The sequence below is a fragment of the Hoeflea sp. IMCC20628 genome, from assembly GCF_001011155.1.
In the GTDB taxonomy this organism is placed as follows: Bacteria; Pseudomonadota; Alphaproteobacteria; order Rhizobiales; family Rhizobiaceae; genus Hoeflea.
Window position 1 is genome coordinate 2,322,572 of the sequence record NZ_CP011479.1, and the last position, 14,742, is coordinate 2,337,313.

The following is a 14,742-nucleotide window of genomic DNA, read 5'->3' on the forward strand; positions in this document are numbered from 1 at the left end:
TCTCCCTCCCGCTGATCGCGGGAAGGAGTATGGCGCGAGGAACTCGTGTCCCTCGCGCCTTCCAGGCTTTATTCGGCCGCGTCGGGAAGTTCTTCCCGGTCCGCATTGTCCTCGACCTTGGCCGATTCCAGCTCGACATTCAGTCCAAGCGACCGCATTTCCTTGATGAGAACGTTGAAGCTCTCCGGAATGCCGGCTTCGAAGGTGTCGTCGCCGCGCACGATGGCCTCGTAGACCTTGGTCCGTCCGGCCACGTCGTCCGACTTCACCGTCAGCATTTCCTGCAGGGTGTAGGCGGCACCATAGGCTTCCAGAGCCCAGACCTCCATTTCCCCGAAACGCTGACCGCCGAACTGCGCCTTGCCGCCCAGCGGCTGCTGGGTCACGAGCGAGTAAGGTCCGATCGAACGAGCATGGATCTTGTCGTCGACCAAGTGGTTCAGTTTGAGCATATAGATGTAGCCCACTGTAACCGGACGGTCGAAGGTTTCACCGGTACGCCCGTCATAGACCGTCGACTGACCCGACACATCGAGACCTGCCTGAGCAAGCATGATGTTGATGTCGGCTTCAACCGCACCGTCAAACACCGGTGTGGCAATCGATACGCCGCGGCGGGTCTGCTCTGCCAACAGCACAATCGACGGATCGTCGTATTGCTGGATCGGCTCGCCCTTCGGACCTGTACCAATCACACTGTCGATGGTGTCACGCAGCGGCTGGATATCTCCACCTGCATTGTAAGCATCGAGCATGGCGCCGATCTTCTTGCCCATTCCTGCGCAAGCCCATCCGAGATGGGTTTCAAGGATCTGTCCGACGTTCATGCGCGACGGCACACCCAACGGGTTGAGCACGATGTCGACATGGGTTCCGTCTTCGAGGAACGGCATGTCTTCGCAAGGCAGAATGCGGGAAACCACACCCTTGTTGCCGTGACGGCCAGCCATCTTGTCGCCGGGCTGAAGCTTGCGCTTCACAGCCACAAAGACCTTGACCATTTTCATGACGCCCGGCGGAAGTTCGTCGCCGCGCTGGACCTTTTCGACCTTGTCCATGAAGCGGCTCTCGAGCAGCTTCTTGGAATCGTCGTACTGGCCACGCAGAGCTTCGATTTCGCCCTGCAGCTTTTCGTCTTCGACAGCGAATGTCCACCACTGGGAGCGGGGATATTCGCCAATCGTGTCGGCGTTGACTTCGGAGCCCTTCTTGAAGCCCTTCGGTCCGGCGATTGCCGGCTTGCCCGCCAGCATGTCCGACAAGCGGCCATAGACGTTGCGGTCAAGAATGGCCTGTTCGTCGTCACGGTCCTTGGCCAAACGCTCGATTTCCTCGCGTTCGATCGCCATGGCGCGTTCGTCCTTTTCAACGCCGTGGCGGTTGAAAACGCGGACTTCGACGATTGTACCGTAGGTTCCGGGCGGCATCCGCATGGACGTGTCACGGACGTCAGAGGCCTTTTCACCAAAGATGGCGCGCAGAAGCTTCTCTTCCGGCGTCATCGGGCTTTCGCCCTTCGGTGTGATCTTGCCGACAAGAATGTCGCCCGGAGCCACTTCGGCGCCGATATAGACAATGCCGGCCTCATCGAGGTTCCGAAGCGCTTCTTCCGAGACGTTCGGAATGTCGCGGGTGATTTCTTCCGGTCCAAGCTTGGTGTCGCGCGCCATCACTTCGAACTCGTCGATGTGGATGGAGGTGAACACGTCATCGGACACGATGCGCTCGGAGAGAAGGATCGAATCCTCGTAGTTGTAGCCGTTCCAGGGCATGAACGCGACGAGCACGTTGCGGCCCAGCGCCAGATCGCCCAGATCGGTCGACGGACCATCGGCGATGATGTCACCCTTGTTCAAAATGTCACCCACGGTGACCAGCGGACGCTGGTTGATGCAGGTGTTCTGGTTTGAACGCTGGAACTTCTGCAGCCGATAGATGTCAACGCCCGAACTTGCAGCGTCGATATTTTCGGTAGCGCGGATAACGATACGCGTCGCGTCAACCTGGTCGACAACACCACCACGACGGGCAGCGATGGCAGCACCGGAGTCACGGGCCACGATCGGCTCCATGCCGGTGCCGACAAACGGCGCCTCGGCACGAACCAACGGAACCGCCTGACGCTGCATGTTCGATCCCATCAACGCACGGTTGGCGTCATCGTTCTCGAGGAACGGGATCAAGGCAGCAGCAACCGACACCAACTGACGTGGCGACACGTCCATCAGGTCGATATTGTCGCGCGGGGTCATCATCACGTCGCCGGAATGGCGGCAGACAACGAACTCGTTGACCAGATGGCCATCTTCACCGACGTCGGCATTGGCCTGCGCAACAAAATATTTCGCTTCTTCCATCGCCGACAGATAGACCACTTCCTTGGTGACCAGGCCGTCCTTGATCTTGCGATAAGGGCTTTCGATGAAGCCGTACTTGTTGACGCGCGCAAATGTGGCGAGCGAGTTGATCAGACCGATGTTCGGGCCTTCCGGCGTTTCAATCGGGCAGATACGGCCATAGTGTGTCGGGTGCACGTCGCGGACTTCGAAGCCTGCGCGTTCACGGGTCAGACCGCCGGGTCCAAGCGCCGACAGACGGCGCTTGTGGGTAATCTCGGAGAGCGGATTGACCTGGTCCATGAACTGCGACAGCTGCGAGGAGCCGAAGAACTCTCGCACGGCAGCAGCTGCCGGCTTGGCGTTGATCAGATCCTGCGGCATCACGGTGTCGATCTCGATGGACGACATGCGCTCCTTGATGGCGCGCTCCATGCGCAGCAGACCAAGACGGTACTGATTTTCCATCAGCTCGCCGACAGAACGAACCCGGCGGTTGCCGAGGTTGTCGATGTCGTCGATTTCACCCTTGCCATCGCGCAGCGAGACAAGTGTCTTGACCACGGCAAGGATGTCATCCTTGCGCAGAACCCGAACCGTGTCTTCAGCGTCCAGATCGAGACGCATGTTCATCTTGACGCGGCCAACTGCGGACAGATCGTAGCGTTCTGAATCGAAGAACAGCGAATTGAACATGGCTTCGGCCGAATCGATGGTCGGCGGCTCACCGGGACGCATGACGCGGTAGATGTCGAACAGCGCTTCCTGGCGATTGGTGTTCTTGTCTGCATGAAGCGTGTTGCGGATATAGGCACCGATGTTGATGTGATCGATATCAAGGATCTTGATATCGTCATACCCGGCTTCGATCAGATCGATCAGGTTGCCCTTGCGCTCGCCGGTCTTGGCGTCGACCACGAATTCAAGCTCGTCACCGGCTTCAAGATAGACTTCGCCGGTTTCCGGATTGACGATATCTTCAGCCAGATAGGCTCCAACCATGTCATCGTCGGTCGCCTTGATCGACTTGAGGCCCTTCTCGGTCAACTGCTTGAGCAGGCGCGGAGTGAGCTTCTTGCCGGATTCGACCACCACTTCGCCGGTGTCGGCGTCGATGATGTCGGCCATGGCCTTCTGACCCTTGAGGGTCTCGGGCTGGAACGGAATCCGCCAGCCTTCGCCATCCCGCGAATAGATCGAATGGGTGTAGAAGGTCGACAGAATTTCTTCGGCATCCATGCCAAGCGCCAGAAGCAGCGACGAGGCCGGAATCTTGCGGCGACGGTCGATACGGGCGTGGACAATGTCCTTGGCGTCGAATTCGATGTCGAGCCAGGAACCACGGTAAGGGATGACGCGTGCGGCAAACAGCAGCTTGCCCGACGAATGGCTCTTGCCCTTGTCGTGATCGAAGAACACACCAGGCGAACGATGCATCTGGGAAACGATGACGCGCTCGGTGCCGTTGACGACAAAGGTACCATTGTTGGTCATGAGCGGCATATCGCCCATGTAGACATTCTGTTCCTTGATGTCCTTGACCGACTTGGCGCCCGTATCCTCGTCGATATCAAACACGATAAGACGCAGCGTCACTTTGAGCGGCGCTGCGTAGGTCAGATCGCGCTGACGGCATTCTTCCACGTCGAACTTGGGATTTTCAAACTCGTAAGAAACGAATTCGAGCATCGCACTGCCGGAAAAATCGGAAATCGGGAAAACCGATTTAAAAACCGCCTGCAGTCCTTCGTCAGAACGGCCACCGAGCGGCTCGTCCACCATCAGGAACTGGTCATAAGAAGCCTTCTGAACCTCGATGAGGTTCGGCATCTCCGCCACTTCCGGGATTTTTCCGTAAACTTTGCGTACGCGCCTACGACCGTTGAAAGAAAGGGTCTGAGCCATCGTCGCTCCTTGTCAATTTGCATCCGGGCCTGCAACAGACGATCGCCGCTGGCCAAGCGACTCCGTCATATAAATGAATTCGTTCAATCTCGTCTCATTTCCCAGAGCGGCGCGGCCGGAGTGCCTTGCAGTCTGGTTCAAGACTATTCTTTTGAAGAACCCATTACCCAAAAGCCGTTTTTCGGGCTTTTGGGTAATCCGTTCATCGCCAGATACATCCGGGGGAGAGGAAACCTCACCCCCCGGACGCAATGTCGTCTTACTTGACGGTGACTTTGGCGCCAGCGTCTTCAAGCTTCTTCTTGATGTCTTCAGCTTCACCCTTGGAAATGGCTTCCTTGACTGCCTTAGGAGCAGCTTCGACCAGATCCTTGGCTTCCTTGAGGCCAAGACCTGTGATCGAACGGACTTCCTTGATGACGTTGATCTTGTTGGCGCCGATGTCGGCGAGGATCACGTCAAATTCAGTCTGTTCTTCAGCGGCTTCAGCAGGAGCAGCAGACGCAGCAGCGGCAGCAGCCGGTGCAGCGGCGGACACGCCCCATGTTTCTTCAAGCATCTTCGAAAGCTCAGCAGCTTCCATGACGGTCAGGGCGGAAAGTTCTTCCACGATTTTGGCGAGATCAGCCATTTTCATATTCCTTGTATTCGGTTCGAACCGGTTTTGACTTGTTAAGCGAAGGTCTGCCTATGCAGCCTCGTCCTTGCGGGCATATGCGCCGATGACACGCGCGACGGAACCCGCCGGTGCGTTGACGATCTGGGCAATGCGCGTTGCCGGTGTGACAATCATGCCAACCAGTTTTGCGCGCAGCTCGTCGAGCGATGGGAGCGTGGCCAAAGCCTTGATCCCGTCGGCGTCGAGCATTGTTGACCCCATCGCGCCACCAAGAATGACCAGCTTTTCGCTGACCTTGGTGAACTCGACGGCGATTTTCGGAGCTGTCACAGGATCATCACAATATGCGATGAGCGTCTGACCCGTGAAGAGATCTGCGACCCCTTCTGACTCCGTGCCCTGAAGAGCGATTTTGGCAAGGCGGTTCTTCGCGACCTTGACCGTGCCTCCGGCTGTGCGCATGCGCGACCGGAGGTCGTTCATTTGCGCAACCGTCAGACCGGCGTAGTGGGCTACGACAACCGAACCTGCGTTTGTGAAAACGCCGTTCAGTTCCGCGACGAATTCGCGTTTTTCCGCTCTATCCACTGCGTTTCTCCAGTTGGCAGATGATGCACGCACCACCTGCCGGGTTTGCCTTTGCCGCCAGGGATTCTCAACGAACCCACAAGCGACGCTTGAGGATCCTGTCCCCTCGCGCCGAAACCGACAAGCGGATGCGACACAAGGCAAGCGAGGTTCGAACCGCTGAGAGTTTTCACTCTTCAAATCGGATCTTACCCGTCTCATGCAGGCTACCAAATTAAGGTGAACCGGTTAGGGCGCACCACCTGCAGTCTCGGACAGGGAGCCCGGGGATTGCGCCCCGGACCTTTTCGGCCCGAAGGCCGAAAACTGAAGAGGGCCGGACAACTTGTCCGATCCTCCTAAACTTTTCAGTCGGCGCTGAGCGACGACATATCGATCTTGACGCCAGGGCCCATGGTCGATGAAATCGCCATGCGCTTGAGGTAGTTGCCCTTGGCGCCTGTTGGCTTTGCCTTGATGACCGCATCGGCAAAAGCACGAATGTTTTCTTCGATCTGCTCGGGGCCGAAAGAAGCCTTGCCGATACCGGCATGGATGATACCAGCCTTTTCGACGCGGAACTCGACAGCGCCACCCTTGGAAGCATTGACCGCACCGGTCACATCCATGGTCACGGTGCCAACCTTCGGGTTGGGCATCATGCCGCGCGGGCCGAGAACCTTGCCGAGACGACCGACAAGCGGCATCATATCCGGCGTGGCAATGCAGCGATCAAAGTCGATCGTGCCAGCCTGAACGATGTCCACCAGCTCTTCAGCACCGACAATGTCAGCACCAGCTGCGCGGGCTTCATCAGCCTTTTCGCCACGGGCGAAAACGGCGACGCGAACGGTACGTCCGCTTCCGTTTGGCAGGCTGACGACACCGCGAACCATCTGGTCAGCGTGACGCGGATCGACGCCGAGGTTCATCGAGATTTCAATGGTCTCGTCGAACTTGGCAATCGCCCGTTCCTTGATCATCGAAACGGCTTCGCCGAGCGGGTAGTATTTGTTGCGGTCAACACCTTCATTGACCTTTTGCATGCGCTTTGCAGTCTTGGTCATGGTCTTATCCCGTCACTTCCAGGCCCATGGAGCGGGCAGAGCCCTCAACCATAGCCATCGCGCCTTCGATGTCGGCAGCGTTCAGATCCTTCATCTTGGCTTCGGCGATCGCACGGACCTGGTCACGCGTGACCGAACCGGCAACTTCCTTGCCCGGCAACTTCGAACCGGACTTGAGCTTTGCTTCCTTTTTGAGGAAGTAGCTCACCGGGGGCTTCTTCATCGCAAAATTGAAGGACTTGTCCTGGTAGTAAGTGATGACGACCGGAATCGGCATCCCTTTTTCCATTTCCTGGGTAGCAGCATTGAATCCCTTACAGAATTCCATGATGTTGATGCCACGCTGACCAAGTGCCGGACCAATCGGGGGCGACGGAGTCGCCGAACCGGCCGGTACCTGCAGCTTGAGTTGGCCTGCAACTTTCTTAGCCATATTCTCTCTGCCTCTCGTTATGGCGCCGCTTGAAGCGTCGCCTTAGTGCCGGACAAGTCCGGCGGCTGCGGTTGCGTGGTGCGGTTCGAAAGGCCGGCTACAGCCCCCTCGCCTTCCACGCGGTAACATCACCGGCAATCCGGCAATGCAAAACCCGTCCGCATCCTCTTGACAAAGACGCGAGCCGGGCAATTCGTATCAGACCTTCTCGACCTGACTGTATTCGAGCTCGACCGGGGTCGCACGACCAAAGATGGATACCTCTACCTTGAGACGCGACCGCTCTTCGTCGACTTCCTGAACCGTACCGTTGAACGAGGCGAATGGTCCATCGGACACTCGCACCTGTTCGCCGATCTCGAAAGCGATCGACGGCTTTGGCCGCTCGACGCCTTCCTGGACCTGAGTAAGGATGCGCTCAGCCTCGGAATCCGGAATCGGCAACGGACGGGAGTCACTGCCGAGAAAGCCGGTTACCTTCGGTGTGTTCTTGATCAGATGAAAGGCTTCATCGGTCAAATCGGCGCGAACCATCACATAGCCGGGGAAGAACTTGCGTTCCGCATCAACCTTGCGGCCACGGCGAATCTCAACAACCTTCTCGACGGGCACCAAGATCTTCTCGAACAGATGGCTCAAGCCCTTCTGGCGCGCCTGCTCCTCGATCGATTCGGCGACCTTCTTTTCGAAGTTCGAATAGGCGTGGACAATGTACCAGCGTGCAGTCATCTTATTCCCCGCCTCAAGCGCCGATGTTCAGGATAAGCGAAATCGCCCAACCCAAGATTTGGTCGGCCGTAAAAAAGAAAATGGAGGCCAACACCACCATAACGAGGACCATGATCGTCGAGATCGAGGTCTCGCGGCGCGACGGCCACTTCACTTTCGCAGTTTCAGCCCGAACCTGCTGGAGGAATGTAAACGGATTTGTTTTGGATGCCATTGTCTGCCCACGCTTATACGGCGCGTAAAGCCGGTCTCCCAGCTCCACGCACCGCGTGTCTGTTAACGTCCTACATAAAGCCCGATTCTTGAAATCACAAGAGGTAATCGGTCTTTTTTCGATATCTACCGGTCAACTGGCCCGAAGATTGCCCTCAGTCCAGACGTCCGGGCCAAATGTCCGGCCCATTCGAATATTTACCAACACCGGCTGGCAGGGGCAGCAGGACTCGAACCTGCGACCTACGGTTTTGGAGACCGTCGCTCTACCAACTGAGCTATACCCCTAGGCCGGTGGCGGCTCTGATAGCGTCAAAAGCACGGGCAATGCAACAAAGAAGTGACGGCAATCGCTTCGACAGCTTCTTTTTCTGCCTCGGGATCGGTTTTGGCGCCGTATCAACCCGGATCTGACTGCGGTGCAACCGGTATCTACAGCCTGCTTCTGCCCGGTCGCTGACCGATTCCCACCCTGCCATCTCTGGCCGCCCGCGGCTCTCCAGAGCCCGGCAGTAGTCATGCTGCGCTTTCCAGCGCCGCGATGTCGGCGCCGGTGACGGCATCAACATTGCGGCCTATCTTTTCGACCTCCCAGTCCCACCAGCCAACCGCCATCAACCGCTGCACAATTTCCGGCGAAAATCGCATGCGGATGATTTGTCCCGGATTACCGGCAATGATCGCATAGTCGGGTACATCGCGCGTGACGACGGTGCGGGCTGCGATGATAACACCATTGCCGATCCGGACACCCGGCATCACCACCGATTCGAATCCGAGCCAGACATCATGTCCAATTTCCGTGTCGCGATGATTGCCGACAGTCGAGGCATAGCTGCCGATCAGATCCCGGTTGAATACCGCGAAGGGAAAAGTCGAAAATCCGTCCATGGCGTGATTGGCAGAGCTGGTGATAATACGCGCGCCGTGGGCAACCTGACAGTATTTGCCAATTGTCAGGCGTTCGGGCGCACCGGGATAGAGATAGGGCGCAATCGAGGCGGCATAGTCCGTGAGCGTTTCAAATCCCGAATAATAGCTGAAATCGCCAATGGAGAAATTGGGGTGGTCGACGACCTGGTTGAGATGGACGGTGCCCGTGTGGGGCGAACCGTCAGGCAGGACAATCGGATGCCGCAAGGCGGCGTCAAGAAAAGGACGAGGCATGGATCTGCTCTTTCAATCTGAATGATGATTTTCCGGATTTTCAGAACAGGGACTTGTTCACCGTCGCCTCCATGGTTTTGACGTGTAGCCAGCGATGTCGATGTGCTCCGCCGGCAGAATTTCCGTTTTAAGCCCGGACATGAGGCTTTTCAACCCGGTCAGCCGGAGGATTTTCGCAGCGCGCATTCCTTGTTGAGCCCGGTTCCCGGCGCGTTTTCAAAGGTGCATTTTTGTGTCGGCGGATTGCCGCACTGTGCTTTCAGCGACTTGTGAAACCGGCGCATTTTTTCGTGGCGTTGATCCTGTAGCCCGGACCGCCCTTGCAACCGCACCCGGTACATGGCGGACGCTCGGGGCAGCCCGCAGCATGGCTCGCCGCCACCGGCGACAGCAGGCTCGATCAATGCGACAGTAACCGCGACCCGCCCCATGAAACGCAAGCTGTCCCCATTTCAATATCAACTGCGGGTATGCACCCTGCCCGCGCCCTAGCCAAGCTGCAGGCAGCATCACTGGATGCACGGCAGCGCCACGCGCCATGTCGGTGTTGCCAGGCCAGGGCGGGCTCACTCACAAAACAAAAACGCGGGCCCGAAGACCCGCGTTGTGCAGTGCTCTCAATGCCGTCGGCAGCTTTCGCCATCGACGTCCGATCATCGATTACTCGATGATCGTAGCGACGATGCCGGCGCCGACGGTGCGGCCGCCTTCGCGGATAGCGAAGCGCAGCTTTTCTTCCATCGCGATCGGCACGATCAGTGCAACTTCAGCCGAGATGTTGTCGCCCGGCATCACCATTTCGGTGCCTTCCGGCAGTGTCACAATGCCCGTCACGTCGGTCGTGCGGAAATAGAACTGCGGACGGTAGTTGGTAAAGAACGGCGTATGACGGCCACCCTCTTCCTTGGTCAGAATGTAGGCTTCTGCCGTGAACTTGGTGTGCGGCTTGACCGAACCCGGCTTGCACAGGATCTGGCCACGCTCGACGTCTTCACGACCAACGCCGCGAAGCAGTGCGCCGATGTTGTCGCCAGCCTGGCCCTGATCGAGCAGCTTGCGGAACATTTCAACGCCGGTGCAGACCGTCTTCTGGGTGTCGCGGATGCCGACGATTTCGACTTCTTCGCCAACCTTGACAACGCCGCGCTCAACACGACCGGTGACAACCGTGCCACGACCCGAGATCGAGAACACGTCTTCGATCGGCATCAAGAACGGCATGTTGATCGGACGCTCAGGCGTCGGGATGTATTCGTCAACAGCGGCCATCAGCGCGCGGATGGCGTCTTCGCCGATTGTCTTGTCGCCATCGTTGAGCGCGACAAGCGCCGAACCCTTGATGATCGGAATATCGTCGCCCGGGAAATCGTAGGACGACAGAAGTTCGCGGACTTCCATTTCGACGAGCTCGAGAAGCTCTTCGTCGTCAACCTGGTCGACCTTGTTCAAAAACACCACCAGCGAAGGCACGCCAACCTGACGGGCCAGCAGGATGTGCTCGCGGGTCTGGGGCATCGGGCCGTCGGCAGCCGACACAACCAGGATCGCGCCGTCCATCTGCGCAGCACCGGTGATCATGTTCTTGACATAGTCGGCGTGGCCTGGGCAGTCGACATGGGCGTAGTGACGGGCCTCGGTCTCATACTCGACATGGGCCGTCGAAATGGTGATGCCGCGGGCCTTTTCTTCCGGTGCCGCGTCAATCTGGTCATAGGCCTTGTACTCACCAAAGAACTTGGTGATCGCAGCTGTCAACGACGTCTTGCCGTGGTCAACGTGACCAATCGTGCCGATGTTCACATGCGGCTTGTTACGCTCGAACTTACCCTTTGCCATCGTCCTGTATCCTGTAATTCTGTTGGCAGACTGTGGATCCGGAGGTTTTGAACCCGGACCCGCGAGAAGTTAACGCGACATAAGGGTTTCGTTCTGGTTTCGCAAGCCCAAATCGCGATGCCGGAAATGCAACAAACCCGCGTAAATGGCTGCAAAAAGTCTCATTCGCCACACCAGACCATGGCCAAAAATCCGGGTCGCCAGAAGAATGCGCCAGCGATTCGCCCTGCAGGCAACATACCCCCCTGCGGCACGTGATTGCTTGTTTGTTTGGACTGATCCATCTTAAGGGAAATTCAGCACGGTGGCCGAAAAATCGGGAGCCCGCGTCACACTAAATCGTTTTTTGATTAGCATTTTGAATGCCGTAAACGGCTTGCAATCATATGTTTTCACCACACAAGAAATTGAGTTTTGGAAGGGATGCCCACCTGGCTGACCGCCCTGATATTCGTTTTGTTTGTCCTGTTTCCAATCGGCATTTTGTTTTTGGGACTGAAGCAGATTATGAAAGTCCACCGTTTCCGGAAAACGCGATCCGGGTGAACGGTACGGTCGTCGACATGAAAGAGACGACCAGCCGAGACGAAGACACCATCACGACCACCTATCAACCGATATTCGAATTTACCGGGCCCAATGGCGAATTGCTACGTGGCGACACATTGCTTGCGGCCGCGAATTACAATTTCGAGCGCGGCAGCCAGCACACCATTCTAGTGAATTTTAAGCGAGCCTGGCACAGTTCACATGCCCGGCACCTGGCCCTATATCATCGGAACGGCGATGGTGGTGGTTGGCGGAATTATGGCCTATTTCGGCAGCGGCGCCTTGTCCGTATCGGGATAAATCGGCAGCAAAAAATCCCGTGATGGCGCACCACCGCTTGCTGACGCGCGTGGATCGTCAATCATTTAAAAGGAAGAGTTGACGTGCCGATTCCCAGGTCGCGTCAGTCAGTTGCTTCGCATGTATCCAGACATTGGCTGAGGACTGCCCGCCCCTCTGAACCTGGGCAGGTATCGTCATAGGCATCCTCTTCCGTAATATAGACCCCGGGGTTTTTCACAGGATGGCGCGCGTCAGGCGCCTTCTGTGCACCGGAACTCTGCGGATTCAGCGCTTGCCACTGCTTCTCCTCGTCGGCGGCGCACTGCAGAATTGCTGCGTCATTCGCATCAAAGCACTTCTGTTCGCACTGCCGCTGGTCCGCCTGGTCTTGCGCCGCTGTCGCCGAAACGACAAAGACGGTACAAGCGAGGCTTGCCAGCAGGCGCAGGGCAAAGCCGCAATCAACAATTTGTTTGATCATCGGGGCCTGGCTTTCTGATGGTTCGGATGTGGACGGGCAGCCCTTGCTTAACAGTCCGCAGGGCTCCCCAAAACAGACAGCGCGACATTGATCAGGAAGTGACAGTACTGGGCAATCCACGATCTAATCACCGACCAACCGTAGCACGTCTATGCGAGACCATTGAAAGAATTTGGAAATTCACGGAAATTCTGGAGCGGGTAGAGGGAATCGAACCCTCGTATTCAGCTTGGAAGGCTGCTGCTCTACCATTGAGCTATACCCGCATTCACGACCCCGCGACGGTGGTGGAGGAAGTTGGATTTGAACCAACGTAGGCGAAGCCAACGGATTTACAGTCCGTCCCCTTTAACCACTCGGGCATTCCTCCGGTCCAACCGTCAGGGTCATGCATCCAAGATGGACAACCCGAAAACCATCGGGCTTCGCTCGCCAGGTGATTGGTTAGAAACACCAAGCTTGCGGTCGGCGTTATGACGGCGCATGGTTCCCGTGTCAACAAGCTTTGCCACAAAAACAACCGGTTCCGGCCAGCTTCTTCACCAAGGCTCACACGGCCGATCTTTTCGACCTGTCGCCACTTGCGATGTTCCGCTGCCTCGCAGCCTGCTGCGCCATGTTGCACCCCGGACCAATAAGGGTATAAAGCGCGCCATGAGCAAAGATGATGATGCCGGCGCGGCCGGTTCCAACCGCGATACCCATTATGCCAAGCTGCGCCGCACCCATCGCGACGCAAAGCGGGATCAACAGGGGCTGCCGCCAGTCCAACCGGGGAGCAAGCGCGACCTGCCTGCCCGCAAGGGATCACTGTATGGCGAGAAGGTGGCGCCCGATACGGTGTATCTGTACGGGCTGCACACGGTGCGCGCCGCACTCGACAACCCGGCACGCCGCATCACCTCGTTCAAGGCAACCCGCAACGCGCTGATGCGGCTGGAAATCGCCGAGGATGCCGTGTTGCCGTTTCCACTGGAAATGGTCAGCCCGCAGGAAATCGACCGGTTACTCGGCGATGACGCCGTGCACCAGGGCGCGCTGCTGGAAGCTGCCCCGCTCAAGCCACGGCCATTGACCGATCTCGGTGAGGCGCGGCTTCTGGTGATTCTCGACCAGGTGACCGATCCGCACAATGTCGGCGCCATCATGCGCTCCGCGGTGGCGTTTGGCGCCGGCGCGATTGTCACCACGCAACGCCACAGCCCGCAGGAATCCGGCGTGCTGGCAAAGGCTGCTTCAGGTGCGTTGGAAATGATCGATCATATCGAGGTTCGCAACCTGGCTGCCGCGATCGAGGAGATCAAGGCGCAGGGCTTTGTCACCATCGGGCTTGATTCGGATGGCCCGGCACCGATTGAAACCGGACTGTCGGGCGGCAAGATCGCGCTGGTGCTTGGCGCCGAGGGCAAGGGCCTGCGACAGAAAACCCGTGAAACGGTTGATGCACTGGTCCGTCTCGACATGCCTGGCGCGATCAAATCGCTCAACGTCTCCAACGCCACCGCGATTGCGCTCTATGCCGCGCAGCAGTTTTTGAACAAGGACGGCGCCGCCTGAAACCACTCGGAAGCGGCCTGACTGGCCGGTTTCGCACCAATTTCCGTCCCCGGTTTGGGGACGGAATCAGATTGAGATCCGTGATCACGCGGATTTTGCTTTACAGACGCGGTGGATATGCTATCCGCATCCCCGCTGCCCTTGTAGCTCAGTTGGTAGAGCACCTGATTTGTAATCAGGGGGTCACGGGTTCGAATCCTGTCGGGGGCACCATTTTTCTTAATGATTACAAATGCTTACATGCATTGTAATTGCCCTATACGAACTTTTTTCGGTTCGTATTACGCACTTCCACCCTTTTGCTACAATTTTAAGCCTGTCTAAAAATTCGGCATTTCCACCTATGCGCGATTTTTGATCGAACATTTCGCACAGTTCACGAATTTTATCGCGGGCTCGAATAAGGGCTCTGCATAATCACTTGGCGCTAACACCACCGACAATTGGGTATTCTGGAATTCTTCGCATCGCTAGCCAACGATGCGGTCGACAGTCCGGTTAAAATCGGTGTTGTCGCTGGCTAGCCCAATTCAAATTTTCTTGGACCGCAATTACTGCACACCATCAACCATTCTGAGAATCCTTACTGCCCTCACTGGTTGACTCCCCTCCAAGACTCGCGGATGGATTTAAACGTTCACAGATCGGCACCTAATTCATGAATCGCTTAGCAATCATTCTTACAATCGTCCTCATCGCTGCAGGATGCGCCAAACGACCCGACGCGATCGTGCCGACATCCATTTCGAGCGATATTTATACGGCTTTGGACTGCAAGCAGATAGGAGACGAGCTCGCCCGCGAAACGCAGACCTTAACTACGCTTTCGCGCGCCCAGAACGATGCGGCTACGGGAGATGCTTTCAGCGTGTTCGTAATTGGCGTGCCGCTCGCCAGCGCGGCAGGCGGCAACAAGGAAGGGCTCATCGCCGTATCAAAGGGCAAAGTGCAGGCGCTGGAAGGCGCGAAGCTGCGCAAGAGTTGCTGAACTGCGGCGACCT

Annotated in this window: 13 protein-coding genes and 4 tRNA genes; 4 read left to right on the plus strand and 13 right to left on the minus strand. The window is 57.3% G+C overall.

Features of this window, described 5'->3' with window-relative positions:
- Positions 1-68: 68 nt before the first annotated feature.
- From rpoB to tuf, 10 genes are all read right to left on the minus strand, one after another.
- Positions 69-4,241, minus strand: a complete 4,173-nt coding sequence (gene rpoB / locus IMCC20628_RS11015) for a DNA-directed RNA polymerase subunit beta (protein ID WP_047030261.1) — start codon at positions 4,239-4,241, stop codon at positions 69-71.
- 259 nt (positions 4,242-4,500) lie between these two features.
- A complete protein-coding gene (gene rplL, locus IMCC20628_RS11020) occupies positions 4,501-4,872 on the minus strand; it encodes a 50S ribosomal protein L7/L12 (RefSeq protein ID WP_047030262.1) in 372 nt (123 codons plus the stop codon).
- A gap of 57 nt (positions 4,873-4,929) precedes the next feature.
- Complete coding sequence (rplJ, locus tag IMCC20628_RS11025) at positions 4,930-5,448, minus strand: 50S ribosomal protein L10 (protein ID WP_047030263.1); 519 nt, start codon at positions 5,446-5,448, stop codon at positions 4,930-4,932.
- A gap of 347 nt (positions 5,449-5,795) precedes the next feature.
- A complete protein-coding gene (gene rplA / locus IMCC20628_RS11030) occupies positions 5,796-6,494 on the minus strand; it encodes a 50S ribosomal protein L1 (RefSeq protein WP_047030264.1) in 699 nt (232 codons plus the stop codon).
- A 4-nt stretch (positions 6,495-6,498) separates the two neighbouring features.
- Positions 6,499-6,927 carry a 50S ribosomal protein L11 gene (gene rplK / locus IMCC20628_RS11035; RefSeq protein WP_047030265.1) on the minus strand — a complete coding sequence of 143 codons (429 nt, stop codon included), beginning with the start codon at positions 6,925-6,927 and terminating at the stop codon, positions 6,499-6,501.
- A gap of 198 nt (positions 6,928-7,125) precedes the next feature.
- Complete coding sequence (nusG, locus tag IMCC20628_RS11040; RefSeq protein WP_047030266.1) at positions 7,126-7,656, minus strand: transcription termination/antitermination protein NusG; 531 nt, start codon at positions 7,654-7,656, stop codon at positions 7,126-7,128.
- A gap of 13 nt (positions 7,657-7,669) precedes the next feature.
- Positions 7,670-7,870 carry a preprotein translocase subunit SecE gene (gene secE, locus IMCC20628_RS11045; RefSeq protein WP_047030267.1) on the minus strand — a complete coding sequence of 67 codons (201 nt, stop codon included), beginning with the start codon at positions 7,868-7,870 and terminating at the stop codon, positions 7,670-7,672.
- A 211-nt stretch (positions 7,871-8,081) separates the two neighbouring features.
- Positions 8,082-8,157: transfer RNA gene (locus tag IMCC20628_RS11050), tRNA-Trp, on the minus strand.
- A gap of 228 nt (positions 8,158-8,385) precedes the next feature.
- Positions 8,386-9,036 carry a CatB-related O-acetyltransferase gene (locus IMCC20628_RS11055; protein WP_047030268.1) on the minus strand — a complete coding sequence of 217 codons (651 nt, stop codon included), beginning with the start codon at positions 9,034-9,036 and terminating at the stop codon, positions 8,386-8,388.
- A gap of 660 nt (positions 9,037-9,696) precedes the next feature.
- Positions 9,697-10,872, minus strand: coding sequence for an elongation factor Tu (gene tuf / locus IMCC20628_RS11065; protein ID WP_047030269.1), 1,176 nt, complete (start codon positions 10,870-10,872; stop codon positions 9,697-9,699).
- Between the two features lie 386 nt (positions 10,873-11,258).
- Here tuf and IMCC20628_RS25110 point away from each other — a divergent pair, with 386 nt between their 5' ends.
- Entirely contained in the window at positions 11,259-11,744 is a 486-nt protein-coding gene (locus tag IMCC20628_RS25110; RefSeq protein WP_156174480.1) for a hypothetical protein, read from the plus strand.
- A gap of 80 nt (positions 11,745-11,824) precedes the next feature.
- On the opposite strand, the gene IMCC20628_RS25115 is transcribed toward IMCC20628_RS25110, so the two are convergent.
- From IMCC20628_RS25115 to IMCC20628_RS11080, 3 genes are all read right to left on the minus strand, one after another.
- Positions 11,825-12,184, minus strand: a complete 360-nt coding sequence (locus tag IMCC20628_RS25115) for a hypothetical protein (RefSeq protein WP_156174481.1) — start codon at positions 12,182-12,184, stop codon at positions 11,825-11,827.
- Positions 12,185-12,376: 192 nt separating this feature from the next.
- Positions 12,377-12,450 (minus strand) — tRNA-Gly (locus IMCC20628_RS11075).
- 19 nt (positions 12,451-12,469) lie between these two features.
- Positions 12,470-12,554: transfer RNA gene (locus tag IMCC20628_RS11080), tRNA-Tyr, on the minus strand.
- 284 nt (positions 12,555-12,838) lie between these two features.
- Here IMCC20628_RS11080 and rlmB point away from each other — a divergent pair.
- The 3 genes from rlmB to IMCC20628_RS11095 all read left to right on the plus strand — a co-directional run bounded on the left by rlmB (position 12,839) and on the right by IMCC20628_RS11095 (position 14,729).
- A complete protein-coding gene (gene rlmB / locus IMCC20628_RS11085; RefSeq protein ID WP_047030271.1) occupies positions 12,839-13,741 on the plus strand; it encodes a 23S rRNA (guanosine(2251)-2'-O)-methyltransferase RlmB in 903 nt (300 codons plus the stop codon).
- A gap of 137 nt (positions 13,742-13,878) precedes the next feature.
- Positions 13,879-13,954 (plus strand) — tRNA-Thr (locus IMCC20628_RS11090).
- Between the two features lie 445 nt (positions 13,955-14,399).
- The gene (locus tag IMCC20628_RS11095) at positions 14,400-14,729 is read left to right on the plus strand and encodes a hypothetical protein (protein WP_047030272.1); all 330 of its coding nucleotides are present in this window, start codon (positions 14,400-14,402) and stop codon (positions 14,727-14,729) included.
- The last annotated feature ends 13 nt before the right edge of the window (positions 14,730-14,742 follow it).